Genomic DNA, 25,312 nt, shown 5'->3' on the forward strand with positions numbered 1-25,312 from the left:
GGCGACCCCGCGGCGCTTTTGCCGACCCCGTGCCGATCGGGGTTGGAGCGCGCGCCCGCGCGCACCACAATACAGACAGACGCGGCGGCCCCGCTTAACGGCGAACCGGCACAGCCCTGCCGAACGCCGCCGTCGCACGCAGGAACACATCGTGCCCGAATTCCCCATCGCTCCGTCCGTGCCTGCGGTGATCCGCGCGCCGCGCCGTGCGGCCTGGCTTGCCGCGTTGGCGGCCGGCCTGGCGTTGCTGGCGGGTTGCGCCGATTTCCGCCCGCCGGTGTACCAGCGTCCCGAAACGCCCGCCAAGGCCGAATGGTCGCGCCAGGACTCGATCACGGTATCGCCGTCCGAAGCGGTGCAGCCCAACTGGTGGCTGGGCTTCAAGGACCCGTACCTGAACCAGCTGATCGAACGCGCGCTTGGCGGCAACTACGACATCAAGGTGCTGGCGGCGCGCATCCGCGTAGCCAACGCGCAAATCGGCGAGGCCCGCGCCGGCGGGCTGCCGGTGATCGACATCGGCGCGGGCGCGAGCTTTGAAAAAAGCACCGGGCAGAAGTCCACATGGACCTATAGCGCCGGCGCCCAGCTGAACTGGGACATCGACATCTGGGGCAAGGTCGAGAAGGGCGTGCAGGCGCAGACGGCCGAGTTCCGTGCCACCGAGGCCGACTGGCGCGCCGGCTACCTGACGCTGGTGGCCAATGTCTCGACCACGTACTTCCAGATCCTGCAGTTCGACGAGCAGATCGAGCAGCAGTCGCGCACCGTGGCCAGGAACGGGCAGATCCTGTCGACCTACCAGGCCATGTACCAGAACGGGCTGGTGCCGAAGATCCGCGTGATGCAGCAGCAGGCGGAGATCAATCGCCTGAACAAGGACCTGCTCGAGCTGCGCCGTTCGCGCGATGTGGCGGAGAACGCGCTGGCGACGCTGGTGGGCGTGCCCGCCGGCAATCTCAAGGTGCCGGCCGGGCGCCTGCAGGATCGCGTGCAGCCGCCGGCGGTGCCGGCGGGATTGCCGTCGCAGCTGCTGGCCCGGCGCCCGGACGTGGTGGCGGCGGAGTACCGCGTGCTGGCCGCCTACAACATCGTCGGCCAGGCGCGCCTGGCGCAGCTGCCCAGCATCAGCCTGACCGCGCGCGGCGGCACCGCCAGTTTCGCGCTGAGCGACCTGCTCAAGTCCTTCACCTTCGGCTTCATGCCGAGCATCAACCTGCCGATGCTGGACCCGAACGTGCGTGCGCGGGTCAAGACCACCGAGGCGCAGGTGGGCGTGGCGGAAAACGAATATGGCCGCACCGTGATGACCGCGTTCGAGGAAGTCGAAACCGCGCTGGTCAACGTCGACGCCCACAAGAATCAGCGCATCGAGCTGCAGCAGCAGGTGGAACAGCTGCGCGTGGTATCCGCGCAGATCGAGGCGCAGCTGAAGGAAGGCGTGGTCTCGCAGCTCGAAGTGTTCGAGACCGAGCGCTCGCTGCTGGCCGCGCAGCTGCAGTTGTTGGCGGTCCACCAACAAATCCTGGGCGACACCATCACGCTCTACAAGGCGCTCGGCGGCGGCTGGCCCGAGGCCGATGTGCGCAACACCGCCCTGAATCCACCGCAGTAAGTGGTGCCGGCGATGCCGTGCCGGTGCAAAGGTGATGCCGGCGCACGCAACGCGTTGCGCAACGCCTGCGCGCACGCCGGCCGCTGGCTTCAAGCCGATGCCGCTGCCACCCCAACCACGCCTGCCGTGGCCGATTGACTAGCCTAGGCCGTCGCCTACTATGTTCTTAGTCGCTTCATCCCCCCTGGCCCGCCGCAGCGGCAGCCGCGCTGTTGGCTCGCTGGAAACATGGCTCCTGACGAAGCACTGATCATGGAAATGCCGGTGAAAATGGCCCAGGGATCCGCACGGGAACTCGCTCAGCATGCGGCGCAGGACGTGGCGCCGAATGTGGCGCCGAACGTGGCGCAAAACGCCGCGCAAGACGCGGCGCAGGAATTCGATGTCTTCCTGACGCCGGTGGCGCGCCCCGAGCTCGGCGAAATCCGCATCGACGAAGCGCTGTTCGCGGTCGGCCGCAGCGAGCTGCCGTTCGCGACTTACCCGGAAGCGCTGGCCGCACCGCTATCGCGGCGCCATGCGCGCATTTTTGCCGAGCATGGCGCAGTCTATGTGGCGGACCTCGGCAGCAAGAACGGCACGCGCGTCAACGGCGTGGCCGTGGCGCGCCAGCCGGCGCGCCTCTGCGATGGCGATGAAGTCGCGTTCGGGCCGATGCTGTCGTTCCGGGTGCGGCTGTCGCCGCGCGCGCTGCGGCCCGAGCCGCCGCGCGTGGCGCTGACGCTGGTGCCGGAACGCCATGACGTCGGGCTGCAGCCGCTGCACGTGGAGCAGTTCCCCTACCTGATCAGCAAGGGCGACGATGCCTTCGCGCGTTTTCGCGACAGCTATCCGCACCAGGTCAACTACCTGTCGCGGCGCCATGCCCATATCTACCTGAAGGGCGGCATCCCCTTCGTCGAGGACCTTGGCAGCACCAATGGCACCTTCGTCAACGGCAAGCGCCTGGCCGACCACGGCGTGCCGCTCGACGATGGCGACCTGATCGCGTTCGGCGGCAACCACTTTGTCTACCAGGCCCAGGTGCGATCCGACGGCGCCGGCGATGCCACGGCGACGCGTTCGCTGCTGCAGCTCCCAGACCCGCCGGCCGCGCCTGACACGCCCGGCACGCCCGCATCGCCTGCCGCGTTGGCTGCCGCAATTGCCACGCCGCCCGCCCGCGACGACGGCGACCGCACCACCTTTGTCGGCGCGCCCGATTCCTTCCTCGATATCTTCTGCGTCGACTATGCCGCCCATCAGGAAGACGAGGTCAACACCGAAGCCGAGGCCCAGGCCGCGGCAGCCACCGCCGCCGCTGACGGCGCGCGCGGGGGACACCGTGCGCGCGGCCGTGCCGCGCTGCTGCTGGCGGAAGGGGCCCGGCTGTTCGGACTGGAGCAGCCGCCGCGCATGCGGCGCGCGACGCGCTGGGGCGGCGCCTTGCTGCTGCTCGTGCTGGTGGCGGGCGCCGCGGTCTACTGGCGTGGCGCGCCGGAGCGCGCGGTGCAGTCGCGCTTCGCCGCGGGCGATCACGCGGGGGCGGCGCAGGCGGCCGACAGCTACCTGGCGCGGCATCCCGACGATGTCGAAGTCCAGGCCGTCGGCACCGAAGCCTTGCTGCGCGCCTACGTGCCCGACTTTGCCGCCAGGCTGAAGGCCGGCGACATGGCCGGTGCCGATGCCGTGCTGGCGCGCCTGCGCCAGCTCAGCACGCACAACGCGGAAGCACGGCCGCTGGTGGCCGAGCTCGACTGGGTCGGCAGGCTCGAGCGCTTCACCGCGCCGCGCGCCGTCGATGCGCCGATCCGGCTCTACACCGACGAGACGCCGATGCGCCAGCTGCTGGCGTACTGGAACCAGGACACCGCCGCGCACCAGCGCGCGCTCGGGCGCATCGCGGCCGACGTGCCGGCGTTCCGCGACCTGTATGCCGATGCGCTCAGCGATGTGCGCCGGCTGCAGAACGATGCCTCGGTCTATCTGGCGGCGATCGACCGGCTCAATGCCACCATCGCTGCCGAACTGGGCCGCGACCGCCCGGAGGCCTTGCAGCCGGTGCTTGCCGAATACCGCGAGAAGTATCCGCGCCTGGCCGGCCTGGACCGGCTGCAGTCGGACCTGGATCGCTACACCGGCCTGCTGCAGGCATTGCGCGCGCGCCGGCCGGGGCAACTGGTGGCGCGGCTGGCCGACAGCCGTTTCGCCACGCCGCCGTTCCAGGCGCAGCTGGCCACGCTGGGCGCGCGCCTGCCGCCGGCCGAGGTGGCGCGCGCGTATGCGACCGCGGCCCGGGCGTGGCAGCGCGGCGACACCACCACCGCGCTGGCCGCGCTCGGGCAGATCCGTGGCGGGCCGTGGGCCGACGACCTGGCGCGCGACCTGGCGCACAAGCAGAAGGTGGCGGCGCAGTATGCCGCGTTGCAGTCCGCGCGCGGCAGCCGTGGCTACGAGGACCGCCTGCTCGATTTCTACGCCATGCTCGAGGCGGAGGAGGACGGCTATTTCGCCAAGGCGGTCGAGGCCGATGTCAACGGCGTGCGCGACAGCGCCCTGCGCCGCGCGCGCGAGCTGATGGCGAGCGCGCTCGCGGCGTGGAAGCAGTATCGCGCCAACGGCGTGATCGGCGGCGAGCAGCGGCTCGAGCCCGGCATCTCGCCGAAGTTCCGCGCGCAGGCGCGGCTGCTGTCGCAGGCGCAGGACGACGCGCGCCAGGGCATGCGCATCTTCACGCAACTGCGCGCGGGCGAGAGCGCCGACCTGGCGCAACTGGCCAAGGTCGAGCAGGAGATCCGCGCCGAGGCCGAGCAGCAGCGGCACGCGCTGCGCGAGCTAAGCACGGTGCTCGACCCCGCCGTGCTCAAGGCCAAGCTCGCGCTGATCGGCGGTGAAGACACCGGCAAGGCGCCGGAGTCAGTCGCGGCTGCGTCTGCGGCTGCAGCCACGGTCCCGCCACAGGGGAAACCATGAAGGACGATGCCCGCCACGCCGGCCTCAAGCCGCTGTCCGAGGCGCTCGAAGACCACGGCGCCGAAGGCATCGGCCTGCTCAGCGCGGAGCCGTCGCGCCTGGGCCTGCTGACCATCGTCACCACCTTCGCACTGGTGTTGTGCGGGCTGGTCTGGTCCTTCGTCGGCCACGCCGATGTCATCGTCACCGCGCAGGGTACGCTGGCGCCGGAATCCGAGGTGCGGCGCTTCTATGCCCCGGTGGACGGCGAGCTGGCCGACCTTTACGTGGCCGAAGGGCAGCCCGTGTCCAAGGACGATGTGCTGGCGCGACTGAATGCGCGTGGCGCGATCGAAGCCGCCGCCAACGCGCTGGAGGCGCAGCTCAAGCTGGAAGACTCCGAGCGCGAGTGGAAGCAGTTCCCCGACAAGAAGGCGCTGATGGAACGCCGCGCGGCGGCGCTCAAGCAGCAGATCGACGTGGCCACGCGCCAGCACGAGACCCGCATCGCCGAAGGCACCACGCGGCTGGCCGAGCAGCAGCGCGCGCAACTGCAGGAAGCGCGCAGCAACCTGGACAATGCGCGCCGCGCGCGCGAGTTCGCGCGCCAGGAGCAGGACCGCTATGCGCGCCTGCTGGCGCTGCCCGGCGGGGGCGGGGTTTCGCAATCGCAGGTCGATGCCAAGCGTGCCGCGGCGCAGGATGCGGACAACAACCTGCGCGTGGCGCAGTCGCGGCTGGGCGAACTGGAGGCGCGCCTGGGCCGCGAGCTGACCCAGGCCAGCTCCGAGCTGGAAAGCAGCGGCCAGGACCTCGCGGGCTTGCGCGTGCAATATGACGCGGCGCTGCGCGAGATCGCCAATACCGAGGACAAGCTGCGCCTGCAGGTGCAGACCGCCCGGCTGGTGGCGGACGCCGCCGCGCGCATCCGCTTCGAGAACATCGACAAGGACAACTTCCTGCTGATCCTGGCGCCGGTGTCCGGCGTGATCACCGACGTCACCTCGACCCAGCGCGGCGACAAGGTGCAGGCCAATACGCCGCTGGGAGGCATCGCGCCCAAGGATGCGCGCCCGGTGGTGAAGATCGTGATCGCCGAGCGCGACCGCGCCTTCCTGCGCGAAGGGCTGCCGGTCAAGCTCAAGTTCAATGCCTTCCCGTACCAGCGCTACGGGATCATCGACGGCACACTCGAGTTCATCTCGCCTGCGACCAAGCCGGGCGGGGCTGACAAGCAGCCGGTCTACGAGGGCCGCGTGCGCCTGGCGCGCGACTATTACACCGTGGCCGACAACAAGTATCCGCTGCGCTATGGCATGACCGCCACGGCGGAGATCGTGGTGCGCGAACGGCGCCTGATCGACCTCGGGCTCGATCCCTTCCGCGAGGTGGCGGGCTAGCGTCGTGGTGGCACACAGGAACAGGAATCTGGACAGCCGGGCGCGCCACCGCGCCAGGCCGCCAAAGGAGTCGGAAAAATGACTGGCATCGTGCGTATCGATGATGAGGTGCTCGGCGTCGAGGAATTCGTGCGCCTGCTCAAGCTGACCGGGCAGTTCGAAGGGCTGGTCGAGCAGGTCGTGCGCGACAAGCTGACCGTGCACGCCGCCAGGCGCCAGGGGCTGGTGGTCACGCCGGAAGAGATCCAGGAACGCGCCGACCAGTTCCGCCGCGTGCAGGGCCTGCACCGCGCCGCCGACATGAACCACTACCTGGATGCGCTCAACGTCAGCCTGGACGAGTTCGAGGCCTTCATCACCGACAGCCTGTATCGGGAGCGGATGATGGCGCAGGTGTGCAGCGATGCGGCGGTGCAGGAATACTTTGCGCTGAACTCGCCGCGCTTCGACAGCATCGAGGTCAGCCATATCGTGGTCGACAGCGAAGGGAAGGCGAGGGAGCTGATCTCGTACCTGCAGGACGATCCCGAGGCCTTCGCCGAGATGGCGCGCGAGCATTCCATCGCCGACACGCGCGAGCGCGGGGGCGAGATCGGCAAGGTGCTGCGCGGCTCGCTCAAGACCGAGATCGAGGCCAAGGTATTCAATGCCGAGCCGGGCGACCTGCTGGGGCCGTTCCCGGCCGCCGACCGCTCGTTCTTCGAGGTCTTCCTGGTGCGGGCCAAGCACCCGGCGACGCTCGACAGCGAAGTGGCGGTCGAAGTGCGGCGCCTGCTGCGCGAGGACTGGCTGATGGCCAGGGCGCAGGAACATGTCATCGAAGCCCGCTAGCGAGGCCGGTCCGGCCGACGCCGCCACCGCCGCGCCGCAGCCGCTGGAGGCGGGCCCGGCGCTGGCCGCTTTCCTGGCGACGGTCGAGATCCTGTCGGTGCTGACGCCGGATGAACTGGCGCGCCTGGCCGACGCCGCGCAGGTGCTGAGCTTCGGCTTTGGCGACACCGTCTGCAATGCCGGCGAAGCCGCGCCCGGCCTGTTTATCGTCAGGTCCGGCTCGGTGCGCGTGTTCAACGAGGAGCACGGCAAGGAAATCAGCATGGGGGTGCGCAAGACCGGCGAGGTCTTTGCCGATCTCGCGCTGCTGCGCGAATACCGGCACGAGTCGTCGGTGCGCGCCTCGGGCAAGACCGAGTTGCTGATGATCCCGCGCAGCGTGAGCGAGCCCGTGGTGGCGGGCAATCCCGCGGCGCTGGCCTTCATCACCAGCTATGTCGCGATCAGTTCGGCTGGTGGCTTTGTCGCGCGGCTGTTCGACCTGCGCGGCAAGCTCGACAAGCAGGAACTGGAAGACGCGGTGCGCAGCGTCGGCGTGAAGCGCGTCGCGGCCGGCCGGGAAATCCTGAAGCAGGACGGACGCGAGGACCGGCGCCTGTACGTGGTGCGCCAGGGCACCGTGCGCATCGTGCGCAGCGAAGACGGCAGCGAGTTTCCGCTGGCGACGCTGGGCCAGGGCGATATCTTCGGCGAGCGCGCCTGCGTGATGCGGCAGGAGCAGCTGGCGTCGGCCATGGCCGAGACCGACGTGCGCCTGCTGGTGATTCCCGAGAAAACCGTGCAGCTGATCCTGGAGCGCAATCCGCGCCTGCGCGAGGTGCTGGAGGAGCGCATCCGGGTACTGGACCGCGAGCTGCATCGGCAGAAGAAGCTGGCCGAGCGGCGCAAGCGTCCGGTACTGCTCGACCTGGCCTCCCGGCCCGAGCTCGGCGAAAAGCTGATCCGCCGCTTCGCGCTGGTGGAGCAGGCCGAGGAAATGGATTGCGGCGCGGCCTGCCTGGCGATGATCTGCCGGCACTACGGCATCCCGATGACGCTGGGCAAGCTGCGCGAGCTGGCCAACGTCACCACGCAGGGCGCCACGCTCGACAGCCTGGCGCGTGCCGGCGAATCGCTGGGCTTCACCACGCGCGGGGTGCAATGCACGCGCGATTCGCTGATGGGCTTCGAGCTGCCGTTCATCGTCCATTGGGAGGGCTACCACTACGTGGTGGTGTACGGGATCTCGTCGCGCTGGGTGTGGGTGGCGGATCCCGCCATCGGCTTCCGCAAGATGAGTGCCGAGGAATTCGAGCGCGGCTGGAGCGGCACCTGCCTGCTGTTCACGCCGGGCGAGAGCATGACCCAGCTGTCGGTGCAGCGCTCGCCGTGGCTGCGCTTCATCGGCTACCTGGCGCCGTACAAGAAGATCCTGGCGCACCTGTTCCTGGCGACCTTCGTGATCCAGATGCTGGGGGTGGTGCCGCCGCTGATCATCCAGAACATCCTCGATGGCGTGGTGGTGCACCAGAACGTGGGGCTGCTGCACCTGCTGATCGCGGGGCTGATCATCTCGAGCGTGTTCTCGCAGCTGATGTCTACCATCCGCGCCTACCTGGCCAACTTCATGGTGCGCAACATGGATTTCGCCATGATGTCGCATTTCTTCAGGCACACGCTGTCGCTGCCGCTGTCGTTCTTCGCCAAGCGCAAGACCGGCGACATCTTCGCGCGCTTCCAGGAGAACCAGACCATCCGCGCCTTCCTGACCGAATCGACGGTGACCACGGCGCTGAACCTGCTGATGGTGTTTATCTACTTCACCATCATGTTTCTCTACAACGTCAAGCTGACGCTGCTGCTGATCGCCTTCGTGATCCCGATCGCCGCGCTGACGGTGGTGGTGACGCCGCGGGTCAAGGGCTATGCGCGCGACGTGTTCGCTACCTCCACCGATGCCAAGGCCTACCTGATGGAAACGCTGGGCGGCGCCGAGACCGTCAAGGGCATGGGCATCGAACGCCCGGTGCGGCTGCGCTGGGAGCGCAAGTACACCAAGGCGCTGGAATCGCAATACAAGGCGCAGCAGTTCCATATCCTGGTGGGGCTGGCGAGCCAGCTGCTCAATGCCGCCACCACCATCGCGGTGCTGTGGGTGGGCGCGACGCTGGTGCTGGAGCGCGAGCTGACCATCGGCCAGCTGATGGCCTTCAACGCCTTCATGGGCAGCGTGCTGGCACCGCTGATGGGGCTGGTGGCGCTGTGGGGCCAGCTCAACGACGCCGGCGTGGCGATGGAGCGGCTTGGCGACGTGCTCGATCTGGAGCCGGAGCAGAAGCCGCAGGACGTGCTGTCGCGCGTGATGCTGCCCGACCTGCAGGGCGAGATCGTGATGAAGGACCTGTACTTCCGCTACGGCGGCGAAGACACGCCCTATGTGCTGGAGAACATCAGCTTCGCCATCCGGCCCGGCGAGATGGTGGCCATCGTCGGCCGCAGCGGCTCGGGCAAGACCACGCTGGCCAAGCTGCTGGTGGGCTTCTACAAGCCCACCGAGGGTTCGATGACGGTCGACGGCTACGACCTCAACGTGATCGATGCGGCGTTCTACCGCGCCCAGGTCGGTTATGTGATGCAGTCCAACCTGCTGTTCTCCGGCACCATCGCCGAGAACATCGCCTGCGGCGACGACAGCCCGGACCGGCGCCGCATCGAGGAAGTGGCGCGCATGGCCGACGCGCATGCCTTTATCAGCAAGCTGCCGCTGGGCTACGAGCAGGTCGTCGGCGAACGCGGCATCGGACTGTCGGGCGGGCAGATCCAGCGGCTGTGCATTGCGCGCGCGCTGTACCACGACCCGCGCCTGCTGGTGTTCGACGAAGCCACCTCGGCGCTGGATACGCAGTCCGAGAGCAACATCCTGGCCAATATGCAGGAAATCCTGCGCGGGCGCACGGCGGTGATCATCGCGCACCGGCTCAGCACCATCATGCAGGCCGACAAGATCCTGGTGCTGTACGAAGGCGCCATCGTCGAGCAGGGCCGGCACGAGGAGCTGCTGGAGCGCAAGGGCATGTATTTCCAACTGGTGCAGAAGCAACTGAGTGCCGCATGAAGCTATACAACCAGGGTGCCACCCCCGTCTCGGTGACTTCGCCGGTGTCGTTCGCCGGGCTGATCGAGAAAATCGAGATCCTGCGCTCGACGCTGCGCTGGGCGTCGAAGCTTGACCGGCCCGAGATCGAGAAGCTGCTCAAGCAGGCCACCACGCTGCGCGACGAGGTGATGGGGCTGTCGCACAAGGAGCGCTTCGTGCAGGCGGCATCGTCTGCCGACACCGCGGCAGGATCCACGGCCACAGATGCGCCGCCGCAGGCGGAGGTCGAGCGGCTGCCGCGCGAGCGCCGCCAGGCGCTGATGGAGCGCAGCTTTATCTTCGAGGGGACCTTCGGCGACAATCCCCGGCTGCTCGAGGCGCTGGAAATCGCCGAGAAGGCCGCCCCGACCGACCTGCCGGTGCTGATCGACGGCGAAAGCGGCACCGGCAAGGAGCTGATGGCCAAGGTGATCCACGCCAACGGTGCGCGCACCGACAAGCCATTCATCTCGGTCAACTGCGGCGCCATTCCGGACAGCCTGCTCGAGTCCGAGCTGTTCGGGCACAAGAAGGGCGCCTTCACCGGCGCCAGCAACGACCGGCGCGGCAAGTTCGAGAGCGCGCATACCGGCACCATCTTCCTGGACGAGATCGGCGAACTGCCGCTGACCGGGCAGGTCAAGCTGCTGCGCGTGCTGGAGGCGCACGAGATCCAGCGCGTCGGCTCGGACGAGATCATCTCGGTCGATGCGCGCATCGTCGCCGCGACCAACAAGGACCTGCGCCGCATGAGCCAGGCCGGCACCTTCCGCGAGGACCTGTTCTATCGCCTGAGCGTGATCCACGTCAGCCTGCCGGCGCTGCGCGAACGGCGCGACGAGATCCCGCTGCTGGTGTCGTACTTCAGCGACGAGGCTGCTGGCATGCTGCGGCGCGCGCCGGTGCGGCTGACGCCGCGACTGCGCGACTTCCTGCTGCACTACGACTACCCAGGCAATATCCGCGAGCTGCGCAACCTGCTGTACCGGCTGAGCTGCCTGGCCGGCGATACCGCCGATCTGCCGCACCTGCCGCAGGACATCCGCCCGAAGCCTGCCGCGCTGGCGGTGGTCGGCGCGGGCGCATCCGGCGCTGACATCGCCATGGCGACCTCGCTGAGCGAAGCCAAGCGCGCGGCCAGCGACGAGGCCGAGCGCGCCTTTCTCGAGCGCGGATTGCAGGAGGTGGGCGGCACCGTCGCCGAACTGGCGCGGCGCTTCGACATGAACCGCTCGCACCTGCAGATGCTGCTGAAGAAGCACGGCATCCACTCGAAGGATTTCCGCGCCAGCCGGCAGGCCGAAGCCGGCAAGGGCTAGGTCGCGGCCGGTTTCTGGCGTCAGGCGTCAGGCGTCAGGTGTCGAGCTCGGGGTTGACCAGGGTGCGGTCCGATCCGCAAGGATCGGCCGCGCGCAGCACCACCACCGAGATGTTGTCGCGCCCGCCCGCGTCGAGCGCCTTCTGCACCAGCGTCAGCGCGGCCTGCGCCACGTCCTGCTGCGCCAGCACCGCGGCGATCGCATCATCGTCGACTTCGTTGCTCAGGCCGTCGCTGCACAACAGGTAGACGTCGCCGTCGGCCACGTCGGTCAGCAGCTGTTCCGGCGCCAGCGTCGGCGCCGCGCCGACGGCGCGGGTGATGGTGTTCTGGGCGGGATGGTGGCGCGCCTGCTCCGGCGTGATCAGCCCGCGCGCGAGCAGGCGCTCGACCTGGTTGTGGTCGCGCGTGAGGCGCGCCAGCTGGCCGCCGCGCAGCCGGTACAGGCGGCTGTCCCCGGCCCACAGGCAGGCACAGCGGCTGTCGCCGGCCAGCAGCACCACCACCGTGCTGCCGATGCAGCGCACGCCCAGGCGCGCGGCTTCGTCGACCAGCGCCAGATTCACGCCCTGCAAGGCCGCGCGCGTGGCGTCGATGCGGTCTTCCAGCCGCGCCTGCGGCGGCAGGGCTGTCAGCGCCCGCACCACCGCCTGGCTGGCGAAATCCCCCACGGCATGGCCGCCCATGCCGTCGGCCACGGCCCACAGTTCCTGCCCGGGCAGGTCCAGGCAGGCGTCCTCATTGCGCTCGCGCACGCGCCCGACGTCGGTGCACGCCGCCGAGGTCCACCGGAAATGCGAGTCGAAACCCAAGCTGGTCTCCGCTGCGATCCGCAACGCTCCACGCCAGCGCCGGAGGGCACCCGGGCTACGGCCAAATCAGACCAGCCGGCCGTCGTTCCTGGCACCCTGGTCGCCCCGCACATTGATATTGGCGTTCGGCGCGTTGTTGCGGATATCGATGTTCTGGAACTGGTTGTTTATCTGATCAGCATAGAAGCTGTAGTTGATCTCGTAAAAGTTGATCACCGTGCCGAGCGGCGCCGGCGACGACGGCACGAACGGCCGGATCCAGCCGAATACCCATTGCCCACCCGCGCCGCGTACGCGCGCCATGGCGGCGGGAGCCAGTTCGCGGCAGGCGGCAAGGTCATTGATCGAGAGGGTGGCCATATGTGGTCTCCGGTGGAAGGCGCCGATGCGCCGGGGGCGGTACGGGCTATCGAGCAAGCGGCGTGCCACCGACGGCCAGCGGGCCGGCTCGGGCCGGAATCCGGGGCCTCACGCGGTTTCCCGGCAGGGCGGGGGACCCGCCGCCACTTGCCGCCGGCGCCGCCGCGTTGGATGCGCGCCGACACCCCGGCATGCCGGTGTCGGCCAACACCCACCACCCCGGCGGCGCCGGGCCGCGGGCGTGCGGATTTTGATATACTCCCGCCCGTCTCCAGGATCACCGCGCCCGCGGCTTCCGGTCCTGGCAGTCCTGTCCCTCGCCGTAGTTCAATGGATAGAACGAGCGCCTCCTAAGCGCTAGATACAGGTTCGATTCCTGTCGGCGGGACCACCGATCCTTTTGGCAACCGTCTGCCAAAAATCCTTCCTCCCGCGTCACTCCAGGATTTTCAGCGGCCTTATCGCCTGCCGTAGCTCATCCTCCGCCGTTGCAAATCTGCCCTGTCGGACAAAATCCGATACCGACCCGGGGGCCGACTGCAGATACTCTCTCCGTCAGTTTTGGAGCAGCCATGTCGGACGTTCACGTTTTGCGGATCGAGGGACTTCAGTGGGTGGTGGAACGCGCCTGCGGCAGCGAGGGCCGTCTGCTTTTCCCCAACCGGGAGGCGGCCATCGCGGCCGGCACGGCGAAGGCCGAGGAAGATCGCGTCGACCTGATCGTCCACACGCGCGATGGCCGCGTCGGCCGGCGCATCTCCTTTGGCAAGGACAAGGTCCGGATCCACCCATAATGCCCTTGTCAGCGCGAATGATTCGCGTTGCCCGGTGAATTACCGATTTGTAGGACGGAGCCTGATACACAGGGCTTTGCATCTGGCCTATCACCTAACCATATCGCTCAGATGGGAGATGGCCATGCAACCGGGAGTCGAGCCCCTTCGCAGCATCGAGGAGGATCTCCAGGATCTGGACGAAACCGATCAGGCGATCGAGCGCCTGTCCAACCGAATCGATGCCCAGCAGCTGCGGGTTGCGCAGCTGAAGCGCGAGCGCGTCAACGCCGACACGGCGGAATCGATGCTGGCAAACATGCGCGCGAGCCTGAAGCAGCTCGTCATGCATCGCGCGCTGGTGGTGCATGCCATGGCCCGGCGCGGTGCCGGGCGTACCCGCGTGGCCCGGTTTCACAACTAGCCGACCTGGAGTCGGCCAAGCGGCGCTCGGCAAGTGCGCGGCAATGCGGGGAATCCGGCGTCCCGGAACTGACCGGTGTTGGATTTTCCCGCCCTGTCAATGTGCGCTGGTCTTGGAAAACAGCTGGATCACCGCCACCCCGGCAATGATCAGCCCGATGCCGACACAGGCCGCCAGGTCCGGCACCTGCCGGTACAACACCACTGCGATCAGCGATACCAGCACGATGCCCGCGCCGCTCCAGATCGCATAGGCGATGCCGACCGGGACGGTGCGCATCACCAGCATCAGCAGATAGAAGGCGGCGACGTAGCCGGTGACCACCAGCACGCTGGGCAGCAGCCGGGTAAAGCCCTGCGAGGCTTTCAGGCTGCTGGTGGCGATGACCTCGGCGACGATGGCGAGGGCGAGAAGCACGTATCCGTTCATGGCATGCAGAAGAGGCTGGCCGGCAATGGGCCTGAGCCGGCATCTTAGCGTCCCGCGCATGTTGCGCCAAAGCCGCGTCCCTCCCTCGCGGTGGTTGTGCGAAGCGGCAACGCACGGTTGAATGTGCCGCACAAGACCGCAGCAGGCGGGCGCAGGCCGGCCCGCGGCAAGACGGTCGTTCCAGGCAGTCGCGGCAGTCTCGCCTGACCAGGCCGGCACATCCCTGACGATGCCGGCGGCGGGCATGGGGTATAGGGGAGCGGTATGCAACACACTGGCATCGACGGCGCACCCGTCCCGGCGTCCTTGGCATCCTCGGCGTCCGGGGACACGGCCATGGCGCCGGACGGCAATCCTTGGCAGGACACCATCGCAGCGGCGGACCAGGCGCTGGAAGAGGCCGCGCGCATCCAGCGCGGCGTGCAGCAGAACCTGAAGCAGCTGCAGGACCTGCGCGCGCTGCGCGAGGAACTGCGCAAGGCCCATGCGGAGACCGACCGCTACCGCGGCATGCACGCCAGGGTGGTGGTGAGCATGCGGCAGCTGGAAGAAGAAAACACCGGCGCCATGAGCCAGCTGCATGCCGAGAACGAGATGCTGCGGGTGCGGCACCGGGTCTACCGGCTGCTGGCCGAGCACTACGCGCGCGTGGCGCTGCGGCTGGATCCGGAAACCTTCGCCGGCAATCGCGACCGCGTGCTGCAGCACATCCTGTTCCAGCGGCGCAAGGGCGTGCCGCCGGAGGACATCGGCCTGTCCGACCTGGCTTTCCTGCTGCTGTAGCCCCGCGCCGGATCTGCTGTCAGCCTGCCCGGCGGCGCAGCACGTGGTAGGCGAGCATGCCGCCCACCACGCCCCAGAAGGCCGAGCCGATGCCGGCCAGGGTCATGCCCGAGGCCGTGATCATGAAGGTCAGCAGGGCGGCTTCGCGCTCGGCCGGGACCTGCATGGCGACGGTCAGGCCGTTGGCGATCGAGCCCAGCAGCGCGAACGCGGTCACGCCCACCACCAGCGCCTGCGGGAAGGCCGCGAACAGCGCCGCGATGCTGGCGGCCAGCGTGCCCGCGACCAGGTAGCCGACGCCGCAGACCACCGCCGCGGTATAGCGCCGATGTCGGTCGGGATCGGCCTGCGGGCCGGTGCAGATCGCCGCGGTGATGGCCGCCAGGTTGATGCCGTGCGAGCCGAACGGCGCCAGCGCGGCCGATGCCAGTCCGGTGATGGTGATCAGCCGCGAGGCCGGCACGTGGTAGCCATCGGCCTGCAGCACGGCCAGCCCCGGGATGTTCTGCGACGCCAGCGCGACGATGAACAGCGGAATGGCGAGGCTGATGAAGGCCGGCATCGAGAACGCCGGCGTGGTCCACACCGGCACCGCCAGTTCCAGCCGCACGCCCGAGAAATCGAGCTGCCCGAGCACGCCTGCCACCACCACGCCGGCCAGCAGCACCCCCGGCACCGCATAGGCCGGCCACAGCCGCCGCCCGAGCAGGAAGGCGGCGAACATCGCCAGCAGCAGCACGGTCTGGTGCTGCGCCTGCACGAACACGTCGACGCTGATGCGAAACAGGATCCCGGCCAGCAGCGCTGAGGCGATGCTGGCGGGCAGGGCGCGCATCAGCTTGTCGAACCAGCCGGTCATGCCGGCCGCGGTCATCAGCAATGCCGCCATCAGGAAGGCGCCGATCGCCTCGGCATAGGGCACGCCGGGCAGGCTGGCAATCAGCAGCGCCGCGCCCGGCGTGGACCATGCCACCACGATGGGCACGCGCAACGCCAGCGACAGGCCGATGGTGGTGACCCCCATGCCGATCGACAGTGCCCAGATCCACGACGAGATCTGCGCGTCGGTCAGGTGGGCCGCGTGCCCCGCCTGGATCATCAGCACCAGCGAACTGGTATAGCCGGTGAGCGTGGCGACCAGCCCGGCGACGAGCGCCGACACGGACAGGTCGGAAAATTTGAGGGTGGCGGTGGTCATGGGGACGGGCAGCAGGCACTTGGGTACGGCCGCCATCTTCGCATGAGTGCCTTGGTCGTACCAATTTGGCCGGGCCCGGCCAGGCGGCGGCGCGGCGACCGCCGTTGACGGGGCTTTCCCTTACGGACTTGTCCGACTGGAGCGGGCCGTGGGCCGTTGATATGCTGGTTCCGTGCCTTGCGAGCAGGGCACCGAGGAGAGACTCTTGGGCCCGCAATGCGCGGGCCCTTCTTTTGCCCGGCCGGCCCACGCGGCCGGTCGTCTACAATGCGGGCTGCCGCCGGGTGGCCCCGCGCCGCCGGCCCGTCCCTTCTTTCCTCGCGGTCTCGCCTTCCTTCCCATGGCCCTGTTTTCCATTACCGACGCCCAGCTTGCCTTCGGGCACGTGGCCCTGCTCGATCACACCGACTTTTCGCTGGAGGCTGGCGAGCGCGTGGGGCTGATCGGGCGCAACGGTTCGGGCAAGTCCTCGCTGCTGAAGATCGTGGCGGGGCTGTCGGCGCCGGATGACGGGCTGATCGCCCGCCAGAGCGGCGTGACCAGCGCCTACGTGCCGCAGGAGCCGCAGTTCGCGCCCGGCATCACCGTGTTCGACGCGGTGTCGCAGGGCATGGGCGACGCGCACGACCTGCTGGTGCGCTATGAGGCCGCCGCCGACCGCGTTGCCGAGCACCATGACGACGAAGCGGCGCTGGCCGAACTGCACCGGCTGCAGTCCGAGCTCGATGCCGCCGGCGCCTGGCAGCTGCGCACCCGCGTGGAAACCACGCTGGCGCGACTGGGGCTGGATTCGCACACGCGCGTCGATGCGCTCTCGGGCGGCCTGCAGAAGCGCGTGGCGCTGGCGCAGGCGCTGGTGGCCGAGCCCGACATCCTGCTGCTGGACGAGCCCACCAACCACCTCGACGTGGAAGCGATCCGCTGGCTGGAAGACCTGCTGCTGCAGTTCCGCGGCAGCGTGCTGCTGATCACCCACGACCGCGCCTTCCTCGACCGGGTCGCCACGCGCATCGCCGAACTGGACCGCGGGCGGCTGGTGTCCTTTCCCGGCAACTTCGCCGCCTACCAGGCGCGCAAGGCCGAGATGCTGGCCGCCGAGCAGGTCGAGCAGGCCAAGTTCGACAAGCTGCTGGCACAGGAAGAGGTGTGGATCCGCAAGGGCGTGGAAGCGCGCCGCACCCGCAGCGTGTCGCGCATCCAGCGGCTGGTGGCGATGCGCAACGAGCGCGCCGCGCGCCGCGAGGTGCAGGGCAACGTCAAGCTGGAGGTCTCGCAGGCGGACCGCTCCGGCAAGATCGTGGCCGAGCTGACCGACGTGGGCAAGGCGTACGGCGACAAGGTGGTGGTGCGCGATTTCACCGCCACCATCATGCGCGGCGACAAGGTCGGCCTGATCGGCCCCAACGGCGCCGGCAAGACCACGCTGCTGCGCCTGATCCTGGGCGAACTGGCGCCGGACAGCGGCACCGTGCGCAACGGCAGCAACCTCCAGGTGGCGTACTTCGACCAGATGCGCACCGCGCTGGACCTGGAGAAGTCCCTGGCCGACACCATCAGCCCGGGCAGCGACTGGGTCGAGGTCAACGGCCAGCGCAAGCATGTGATGAGCTACCTGGGCGATTTCCTGTTCGCGCCGGAGCGCGCGCGCTCGCCGGTCAAGTCGCTGTCGGGGGGCGAGCGCAACCGGCTGCTGCTGGCGCGGCTGTTTGCGCGGCCGGCCAATGTGCTGGTGCTCGACGAACCCACCAACGATCTCGACATCGACACGCTGGAACTGCTGGAGGAGCTGCTGCAGGACTACGGCGGCACCGTGTTCCTGGTGTCGCACGACCGCGCCTTCCTCGACAACGTGGTGACCTCGACGCTGGCCGCCGAAGGCGATGGGGTCTGGCGCGAGTCGGTGGGCGGTTATTCCGACTGGGTCGAGCAATCAGCGCGCAGCGCGGCGCTGCAGGCGGCGCGCAAGCCGGCAGAGCAGAAGGCGGCGGAGCCGGCCAGGGGCAAGGATTCGCGCGAGGCGCGCGGGGCCAATCGCACGGTCAAGCTGTCGTACAAGGAGCAGCGGGAGCTGGATGGGCTGCCCGAGCGCATCGCTGCGCTGGAGACCGAGCAGAAAACGATTTCGGCGCAGCTCGCGGACGGCTCGCTCTATGTCAGCGATGCGGCCAAGGCCGCGCAGCTCGGCACGCGGCATGACGAGATCGAGATGGAACTGCTGGAAGCGCTGGAGCGCTGGGAAGTGCTGGAGGCGAAGTCGAAGGGCGAAGGCGCCTGAGGCCCGAGGGTCCGGCAAGCGCCGGACCTCACCCACACCAGGCCAGCACCATATTGGTCAGGTCGACCATGAACCCCGGCCGCAGGTAGGCCACGAACCCGAGCGCCAGCACCCCGGCCAGCACCGCCAGCCCGGCTGCCTTCGCCATGCGCGCCTGGGCCGTGCTCATCACGCCGCCGCCGGCTGCGCCCGCACTACCGCCTGCTCGCGGATCGGCAGGTTGACCAGCGCCGCCAGCACGCCCAGCGCGATCGCGATCATCCACACCGTGTTGTAGCCCCCGGTGCGGTCGTAGAGATAACCACCCAGCCACGCGCCCAGGAAACTGCCGATCTGGTGTGAAAAGAACACCACCCCCGACAGCATCGACAGGTATTTCACCCCGAACACCTGCGCGATGATGCCGTTGGTCAGCGGCACGGTCGACAGCCACAGGAAACCCATCACCGCCGCGAACACCCAGGTGCTGGCGACTGTCAGCGGCAGCAGCAGGTAGGCGGCGATCACCACCGAGCGCGCCAGGTAGATAGCCGCCAGCAGGTAGCGCTTGGGCAGGCGCTGGCCCATCGCGCCGGCGGTATAGGTGCCGAAGACATTGAACAGGCCGATCAGCGCCAGCGCCACCACGGCCACCTTGGGATCGGTCAGCCCCTGGTCCTTCAGGTACGGTGCCAGGTGCACGCCGATAAAGACCACCTGGAAGCCGCACACGAAGTAGCCCAGCGTCAGCAGCTGGAAGTTGCGGTTGCCGAAGGCTTCATGGATGGCCTGGCCGATGGTCTGGTGGTGGCCGCCAGTGTGGGCGGCCTCGCGCGGCTCGCGCAGGGTCAGCGCCAGCGGCAGCATCACGCACGCCATCAGCGCCATCACGTACAGCGCGTTCTGCCAGCCCAGGCCGGAGATCAGCCCCTGTTCCACCGGGATCATCAGGAACTGGCCGAACGAGCCCGCCGCGGCGGCAATGCCCATGGCCCAGACCCGTTTTTCCGGGCTGGCCACGCGGCCGATCACGCCATAGACGATGCTGTAGGTGGTGCCGGACTGGGCGATGCCGATCATCACCCCGGCGCCGGTGGCGAAGGCGGTGCCGCTGGTCGCCAGCGCCATCACCACCAGCCCGGCGACGTACAGCGCCACGCCCACCAGCATGATGCGCAGCGCGCCGAACTTGTCGGCCAGGGCCCCGGCGAAGGGCTGGCTGGCGCCCCACATCAGGTTCTGCAGCGCCAGCGCAAAGGCAAAGGTCTCGCGGTTCCAGCCGTGGGCCTGGGTGATCGGCAGGTTGAACAGGCCGAAGCCGTGCCGGATGCCCATCGAAAGCGTGACCAGCAGGCCACCGCACACAAGCACGGTGGTCAGGGAGAGTTGTCGGTTCTGCATGTCTTGGCTCGGTGTGCGGCGGCCGCGCCGGGTGAAGCGGCGCCGACAGGATTGTCTGTGCTTGTTGTTTTACCGCGCCGGAACGGCAATCAGGCTTGCCGGGGCCGGGTGGTGGGGAGTTTACTCTGCCTCGGGAAAACGCGTACGGCGCAGCCCGCAGACGCGGCGCTCCGGCAAAAACTGCCGGCGGCCCGGCAAGCCGGAGCCGGTGCGGGCCTGGCGGGCGTTGGCTTTTTTCTGCGGGATTGGCGTCGCGCGCTTCCATTACAATGCAGTGCCCGGTGCCCCTGCGCGTGCACAGTTGTACGCCTCGCGGCAGCCGGGACCATCACTTTCGTAGCGACTCCATGGCGAGCAAAACCAGTCAGTACAGCGAATCTTCCATCCGGGTCCTGAAGGGCCTGGAGCCGGTCAAGCAGCGCCCCGGCATGTACACCCGGACCGACAACCCCCTGCATATCGTGCAGGAGGTGATCGACAATGCCTCGGACGAGGCCCTCGGCGGTCATGGCTCCGAGATCCTGGTGACCCTGCACCGCGACGGCAGCCTCAGCGTGGAAGACGACGGCCGCGGCATCCCGGTGGGGATCCACCCGGAAGAGGGCGTGCCGGTGGTCGAGATCGTCTTTACCCGGCTCCATGCCGGCGGCAAGTTCGACAAGGGCAAGGGCGGCGCCTATGCCTTTTCCGGCGGCCTGCACGGCGTCGGCGTGTCGGTGACCAATGCCCTGTCGACGCAGCTGGACGTGACCGTTTGGCGCGACGGCATGTGCTCGACGCTGACCTTCTCGGGCGGCGACGTAACGGTGCCGCTGGCCTCGCGCAAGCTCGAGCGCGGCGAGAAGAAGAACGGCACGCGCGTGCAGGTGTGGCCGGACGCCAAGTATTTCGATTCGGCCGCGATCCCGCTGGCCGAGCTGCAGCGCCTGCTGCGCAGCAAGGCCGTGCTGCTGCCGGGCGTCAAGGTCACGCTGGTGACCGAGAAGACCGGCGAGCGCCAGACCTGGCAGTACGACCAGGGCCTGAAGGGCTACCTGGTGGAAGCGCTGGCGCAGGGCAGTGGCGCCGAGCTGGTGATCCCGATGTTCGAGGGCGAGCACTTTGCCGATCCCGACGCCAACCCCGGCGAGGAAGGCTTCGCCGACGGCGAAGGCGCGTCGTGGGTGGTGGCCTGGACCGAGGACGGCGCCCCGGTGCGCGAGTCCTACGTCAACCTGATCCCCACGCCGGCCGGCGGCACGCACGAGTCCGGCCTGCGCGAAGGCCTGTTCCAGGCGGTCAAGAGCTTTATCGAGATGCACGCGCTGCAGCCCAAGGGCGTCAAGCTGATGAGCGAGGACGTGTTCGCGCGCGCCTCGTTCGTGCTGTCGGCCAAGGTGCTGGACCCGCAGTTCCAGGGCCAGATCAAGGAGCGCCTGAACAGCCGCGACGCGGTGCGGCTGGTGTCCACCTTCAGCCGCCCGGCGCTGGAGCTGTGGCTGAACCACCATGTCGAGTACGGCAAGAAGCTGGCCGAGCTGGTGATCCGCCAGGCCCAGGCGCGCACGCGCGCGGCGCAGAAGGTCGAGAAGAAGAAGGGCTCCGGCGTGGCCGTGCTGCCCGGCAAGCTGACCGACTGCGAGTCCACCGACGTGACCCGCAACGAACTGTTCCTGGTCGAGGGCGACTCCGCCGGCGGCTCGGCCAAGATGGGCCGCGACAAGGAATTCCAGGCCATCCTGCCGCTGCGCGGCAAGGTGCTGAACACCTGGGAGACCGAGCGCGACCGCCTGTTTGCCAACAACGAGGTGCACGACATCGCCGTGGCCATCGGCGTGGACCCGCACGGCGCCAACGACGAGCCCGACCTGTCCAACCTGCGCTACGGCAAGATCTGCATCCTGTCCGATGCCGATGTGGACGGCGCGCATATCCAGGTGCTGCTGCTGACACTGTTCTTCCGGCATTTCCCCAAGCTGATCGAGACCGGCAACGTCTATGTGGCGCGCCCGCCGCTGTTCCGCGTCGATGCCCCGGCGCGCGGCAAGAAGCCGGCGCAGAAGCTGTACGCGCTGGACGAAGGCGAGCTCGAAGCGATCCAGGACAAGCTGCTCAAGGACGGCGTCAAGGAAAACTCGTGGCAGATCTCGCGCTTCAAGGGCCTGGGCGAGATGAGCGCCGAGCAGCTGTGGGAAACCACCATGAACCCCGACACGCGGCGCCTGCTGCCCGTGATGCTGGGCGAATACGACCTGCCGCAGACCGTCGAGATGATGAACATGCTGATGGGCAAGGGCGAGGCCGCCCAGCGCCGCAGCTGGCTGGAAGAGAAGGGCAACGAGGTCGAGGCCGACATCTGAGCCGGGGCGCCGCGCCGCGAGCGCGGCCGCTCCGGTGCCGGCCAGGCCCGATTGGCGCATAATGCCCGCTCCGGTCCGCCTACTCTGGAACGCACGATGAAGACGAGAACCCCCGGCAATCCCTGGCGCAAGGCAACGACAGTCCTGCTGGCGCTGGCAGGGCTTGCCTGCGTGCCGGCGGCGCATGCCGAGCTGTGGGGCTTTATCGACGCCGACGGCGTGGCGCACTTTGCCGACCAGAAGCTCGACGCGCGCTACAAGCTGTTCATGAAGGACGGCGGCAGGCTCGACACCGGGCGCCTGGCGGCGAAGCAGGCGCAGGCGGCGCGCGGCGACATCGACTTCGAGCAGCACAAGCTGTACCGCTACGTCCTCAACCATCCCAACATCAAGACCGTGGAGCCGCTGATCCACCAGATCGCCGGCAAGCAGGATGTCGATCCCGCGCTGGTCAAGGCGGTGATGGCGGTGGAGTCGGGCTTCAACCCGGCGGCGGTGTCGCCCAAGGGCGCGATCGGCCTGATGCAGGTGATTCCCGACACCGGCGCGCGCTTTGGCGTCAGCGCCGATGCGCGCCGCACCATCGAGCAGAAGCTGGCTGATCCGCGCACCAACATCACCGCGGGCGTGCGCTACCTGAGCTGGCTGATGCAGCAGTTCCCCGACAACCTCGAGCTGGTGCTGGCGGCGTACAACGCGGGCGAGGGCGCGGTGCAGCGCTACAACAACCGTATCCCGCCCTATCCGGAGACCCGGCAGTATGTCAGCACCGTGCTGCAGTTCTACCGGCTGTACCAGCCGCAGCAGGGCGTGGTGCTAAAGCGCGCCAGCGCCGGCGGCGACGACGGCCCGCGCGTGAAGATGGTGATCGGCGCGCGCCGGCCCATGCCCTGACCGGCACCGAAGAATCACAAGCAACCGGTGCGCCGGCCGTCGAGGTCGAACGCGTGGCGCGCCGAATCCTTGCCTATCCATGGAACAACAAGACATCACGTTTCAACCTGAAGAGCCGGCCGATTCGCTGACGCTGGCCCGCTACGCCGAGCGCGCCTACCTGGACTACGCCGTCAGCGTGGTCAAGGGCCGCGCGCTGCCCGAGGTGGCCGATGGCCAGAAGCCGGTGCAGCGGCGCATCCTGTTCGCGATGCACGAGATGGGGCTGCGCGCCGACGCCAAGCCGGTCAAGTCGGCGCGCGTGGTCGGCGACGTGCTGGGCAAGTTCCACCCGCACGGCGACCAGTCCGCCTATGACGCGCTGGTGCGGCTGGCGCAGGACTTCTCGCTGCGCTATCCGCTGATCGACGGCCAGGGCAACTTCGGCTCGCGCGACGGCGACGGCGCCGCGGCGATGCGCTACACCGAAGCGCGCCTGACGCCGATCTCGCGGCTGCTGCTCGACGAGATCGACGAAGGCACGGTCGACTTCATCCCCAACTACGACGGCTCGATGCAGGAGCCCAGGCTGCTGCCGGCGCGGCTGCCGTTCGTGCTGCTCAACGGTGCCTCGGGCATCGCGGTGGGCATGGCGACCGAGATCCCGCCGCACAACCTGCGCGAGGTCGCCGCCGCGACCGTGGCGATGATCCGCAACCCGAACATCGCGCTGGCCGAGTTGCTGGCGCTGATGCCCGGGCCGGACTATCCCGGCGGCGGCCAGATCATCTCGCCGGCGGCGGACATTGCCCAGATCTACGAGAACGGCCGCGGCAGCCTGAAGGTGCGCGCGCGCTGGACCATCGAGGAGCTGGCGCGCGGCCAGTGGCAGCTGGTGGTGACCGAACTGCCGCCGAATACCTCGGCGCAGAAGGTGCTGGAAGAGATCGAGGAAATCACCAACCCCAAGATCAAGACCGGCAAGAAGGCGCTGACGCCGGACCAGCAGCAGCTCAAGGCCACCGTGCTGGCGGTGCTCGACGCGGTGCGCGATGAATCCGGCAAGGACGCGCCGGTGCGGCTGGTGTTCGAGCCCAAGAGCAAGAACATCGACCAGCAGGAGTTCATCCAGACGCTGCTGGCGCATACCAGCCTGGAATCCGGCGCGCCGATCAACCTGGTGATGATCGGCACCGACGGCCGTCCGCGCCAGAAGGGCCTGCGCGAGATCCTGGGCGAGTGGATCGCGTTCCGCTTCGATACCGTCACGCGCCGCACGCGCCATCGCCTGGGCAAGGTCGAGGACCGCATCCACATCCTCGAAGGCCGGATGCTGGTGCTGCTCAATATCGACGAGGTGATCCGCATCATCCGCGAGAGCGACGAGCCCAAGCCCGCGCTGATCGAGGCCTTCGGCCTGAGCGACCGCCAGGCCGAGGACATCCTGGAAATCCGGCTGCGCCAGCTGGCGCGCCTGGAAGCGATCCGCATCGAGAAGGAGCTGAAGGAGCTGCGCGAGGAGCAGGCCGAGCTGGACGTGCTGCTCAAGTCCGAGACCATGATGCGCCGTCGCATCATCAAGGAGATCGAGACCGACGCCAAGCAATACAGCCCGGAAGACAAGGACCCGCGCCGCACGCTGATCCAGGAACAGCGCCGCGCCGCGGCCGAGGTGCGCGTGATCGACGAGCCGGTGACGGTGGTGATGTCGCAGAAGGGCTGGGTGCGCACGCGCCAGGGCCATGGCCACGATCCGCAGCAGTTCACCTTCAAGGCGGGCGATGCGCTGTACAACACCTTCGACTGCCGCACCGTCGACGTGCTGCTGGTGTTCGGCACCAATGGCCGCGTTTATTCCGTGCCGGTCTCCAGCCTGCCGGGCGGGCGCGGCGACGGGGTGCCCATCACCACGCTGATCGAGCTGCAATCCGGCAGCCAGGTGGCGCACACCTTTGCCGGCAGCGCCAGCCAGCGCGTGCTGATTGCCACGGCCAACGGCAACGGCTTCCAGACCACGGTGGGCGACATGACCGGCCGGCAGAAGGGCGGCAAGTCGTTCCTGACGCTGGACGACGGCGATGCCCCGCTGCCGCCGGCACCGATCGGCGACGAGGCCACCCATGCGGCGTGCCTGTCCGGCAACGGCCGCCTGCTGCTGGTGGCGCTGGATGAAGTGAAGGTGCTGTCCGCCGGCGGGCGCGGCGTGATCCTGATGGAGCTGGAAGCCAAGGAGAAGCTGCTGCAGGCGGTTGCCGTGGGCGCGCCCGGGCTGGTGCTGTCCGGCGCGGGCCGCGGCGGCAAACCGTCGTCGCAGAAGCTGGCCGGGCAGTCGCTGCTGCCGTATGTCGGCAAGCGGGCGCGCAAGGGCAGGCAGCTCGAGGCGAAGCTGAAGGAGCCGAGGATCGAGCCGGTGCGGGTGGAGGTGCCTGCGGGCAATTGAGTGGCCTGCTGGTTTG

The 25,312-nt window shown here is 68.6% G+C and carries 19 protein-coding genes and 1 tRNA gene; 14 read left to right on the forward strand and 6 right to left on the reverse strand.

From position 1 onward, the window contains the following. Positions 1-151: 151 nt before the first annotated feature. The 6 genes from AC3FMM_RS24040 to AC3FMM_RS24065 all read left to right on the forward strand — a co-directional run bounded on the left by AC3FMM_RS24040 (position 152) and on the right by AC3FMM_RS24065 (position 11,211). On the forward strand, positions 152-1,615 hold the full coding sequence (locus tag AC3FMM_RS24040) for an efflux transporter outer membrane subunit (protein ID WP_488687582.1): 1,464 nt from the start codon (positions 152-154) through the stop codon (positions 1,613-1,615). A 228-nt stretch (positions 1,616-1,843) separates the two neighbouring features. Then, complete coding sequence (locus AC3FMM_RS24045) at positions 1,844-4,567, forward strand: FHA domain-containing protein (protein ID WP_488687583.1); 2,724 nt, start codon at positions 1,844-1,846, stop codon at positions 4,565-4,567. Continuing rightward, entirely contained in the window at positions 4,564-5,946 is a 1,383-nt protein-coding gene (locus AC3FMM_RS24050) for a beta-barrel domain-containing protein (protein WP_115710254.1), read from the forward strand. The genes AC3FMM_RS24045 and AC3FMM_RS24050 overlap by 4 nt, the downstream gene beginning before the upstream one ends. Positions 5,947-6,024: 78 nt before the next feature. Next, the gene (locus AC3FMM_RS24055; RefSeq protein ID WP_488687584.1) at positions 6,025-6,777 is read left to right on the forward strand and encodes a peptidylprolyl isomerase; all 753 of its coding nucleotides are present in this window, start codon (positions 6,025-6,027) and stop codon (positions 6,775-6,777) included. Continuing rightward, positions 6,758-9,871: a peptidase domain-containing ABC transporter gene (locus AC3FMM_RS24060; RefSeq protein WP_240987683.1), complete on the forward strand. Its 3,114-nt coding sequence runs from the start codon at positions 6,758-6,760 to the stop codon at positions 9,869-9,871. The genes AC3FMM_RS24055 and AC3FMM_RS24060 overlap by 20 nt, the downstream gene beginning before the upstream one ends. Continuing rightward, complete coding sequence (locus AC3FMM_RS24065; protein ID WP_115710251.1) at positions 9,868-11,211, forward strand: sigma-54 interaction domain-containing protein; 1,344 nt, start codon at positions 9,868-9,870, stop codon at positions 11,209-11,211. The genes AC3FMM_RS24060 and AC3FMM_RS24065 overlap by 4 nt, the downstream gene beginning before the upstream one ends. Before the next feature lie 34 nt (positions 11,212-11,245). Here the strand turns inward: AC3FMM_RS24065 and AC3FMM_RS24070 are convergent, their stop codons facing one another. Continuing rightward, complete coding sequence (locus tag AC3FMM_RS24070) at positions 11,246-12,022, reverse strand: PP2C family protein-serine/threonine phosphatase (RefSeq protein ID WP_115680713.1); 777 nt, start codon at positions 12,020-12,022, stop codon at positions 11,246-11,248. A 66-nt stretch (positions 12,023-12,088) separates the two neighbouring features. Next, positions 12,089-12,382, reverse strand: coding sequence for a hypothetical protein (locus tag AC3FMM_RS24075; RefSeq protein WP_115710249.1), 294 nt, complete (start codon positions 12,380-12,382; stop codon positions 12,089-12,091). 316 nt (positions 12,383-12,698) lie between these two features. On the opposite strand from AC3FMM_RS24075, the gene AC3FMM_RS24080 reads away from it, so the two are divergent. The 3 genes from AC3FMM_RS24080 to AC3FMM_RS24090 all read left to right on the forward strand — a co-directional run bounded on the left by AC3FMM_RS24080 (position 12,699) and on the right by AC3FMM_RS24090 (position 13,579). Next, positions 12,699-12,773: transfer RNA gene (locus AC3FMM_RS24080), tRNA-Arg, on the forward strand. Between the two features lie 181 nt (positions 12,774-12,954). Next, positions 12,955-13,176, forward strand: coding sequence for a DUF2188 domain-containing protein (locus tag AC3FMM_RS24085; protein ID WP_115710247.1), 222 nt, complete (start codon positions 12,955-12,957; stop codon positions 13,174-13,176). 124 nt (positions 13,177-13,300) lie between these two features. Continuing rightward, the gene (locus AC3FMM_RS24090; RefSeq protein WP_115681475.1) at positions 13,301-13,579 is read left to right on the forward strand and encodes a hypothetical protein; all 279 of its coding nucleotides are present in this window, start codon (positions 13,301-13,303) and stop codon (positions 13,577-13,579) included. A 96-nt stretch (positions 13,580-13,675) separates the two neighbouring features. On the opposite strand, the gene AC3FMM_RS24095 is transcribed toward AC3FMM_RS24090, so the two are convergent. Further along, complete coding sequence (locus AC3FMM_RS24095; protein ID WP_115680710.1) at positions 13,676-14,008, reverse strand: DMT family transporter; 333 nt, start codon at positions 14,006-14,008, stop codon at positions 13,676-13,678. Positions 14,009-14,272: 264 nt separating this feature from the next. On the opposite strand from AC3FMM_RS24095, the gene AC3FMM_RS24100 reads away from it, so the two are divergent. Continuing rightward, a complete protein-coding gene (locus AC3FMM_RS24100; protein ID WP_115710245.1) occupies positions 14,273-14,791 on the forward strand; it encodes a hypothetical protein in 519 nt (172 codons plus the stop codon). A gap of 19 nt (positions 14,792-14,810) precedes the next feature. On the opposite strand, the gene AC3FMM_RS24105 is transcribed toward AC3FMM_RS24100, so the two are convergent. Next, positions 14,811-15,989 carry a benzoate/H(+) symporter BenE family transporter gene (locus AC3FMM_RS24105; RefSeq protein WP_326346721.1) on the reverse strand — a complete coding sequence of 393 codons (1,179 nt, stop codon included), beginning with the start codon at positions 15,987-15,989 and terminating at the stop codon, positions 14,811-14,813. Positions 15,990-16,329: 340 nt separating this feature from the next. Here AC3FMM_RS24105 and AC3FMM_RS24110 point away from each other — a divergent pair, with 340 nt between their 5' ends. Further along, complete coding sequence (locus tag AC3FMM_RS24110) at positions 16,330-18,264, forward strand: ATP-binding cassette domain-containing protein (protein WP_473703913.1); 1,935 nt, start codon at positions 16,330-16,332, stop codon at positions 18,262-18,264. A gap of 28 nt (positions 18,265-18,292) precedes the next feature. Here the strand turns inward: AC3FMM_RS24110 and AC3FMM_RS24115 are convergent, their stop codons facing one another. Then, positions 18,293-18,433, reverse strand: a complete 141-nt coding sequence (locus AC3FMM_RS24115; protein WP_172581748.1) for a hypothetical protein — start codon at positions 18,431-18,433, stop codon at positions 18,293-18,295. After that, a complete protein-coding gene (locus AC3FMM_RS24120) occupies positions 18,433-19,644 on the reverse strand; it encodes an MFS transporter (RefSeq protein WP_115680706.1) in 1,212 nt (403 codons plus the stop codon). Before AC3FMM_RS24120 ends, AC3FMM_RS24115 begins: the two co-directional genes overlap by 1 nt. Positions 19,645-19,991: 347 nt before the next feature. Here AC3FMM_RS24120 and AC3FMM_RS24125 point away from each other — a divergent pair, with 347 nt between their 5' ends. The 3 genes from AC3FMM_RS24125 to parC all read left to right on the forward strand — a co-directional run bounded on the left by AC3FMM_RS24125 (position 19,992) and on the right by parC (position 25,296). Next, entirely contained in the window at positions 19,992-21,983 is a 1,992-nt protein-coding gene (locus AC3FMM_RS24125) for a DNA topoisomerase IV subunit B (protein WP_115680705.1), read from the forward strand. A gap of 96 nt (positions 21,984-22,079) precedes the next feature. Further along, positions 22,080-22,877 (forward strand): lytic transglycosylase domain-containing protein, encoded by a 798-nt coding sequence (locus tag AC3FMM_RS24130; RefSeq protein WP_115710239.1) that lies wholly within the window; start codon positions 22,080-22,082, stop codon positions 22,875-22,877. 79 nt (positions 22,878-22,956) lie between these two features. Beyond that, entirely contained in the window at positions 22,957-25,296 is a 2,340-nt protein-coding gene (gene parC / locus AC3FMM_RS24135) for a DNA topoisomerase IV subunit A (RefSeq protein ID WP_116312858.1), read from the forward strand. Positions 25,297-25,312: the final 16 nt, after the last annotated feature.

The sequence above is a fragment of the Cupriavidus sp. 207A1 genome (assembly GCF_057798955.1).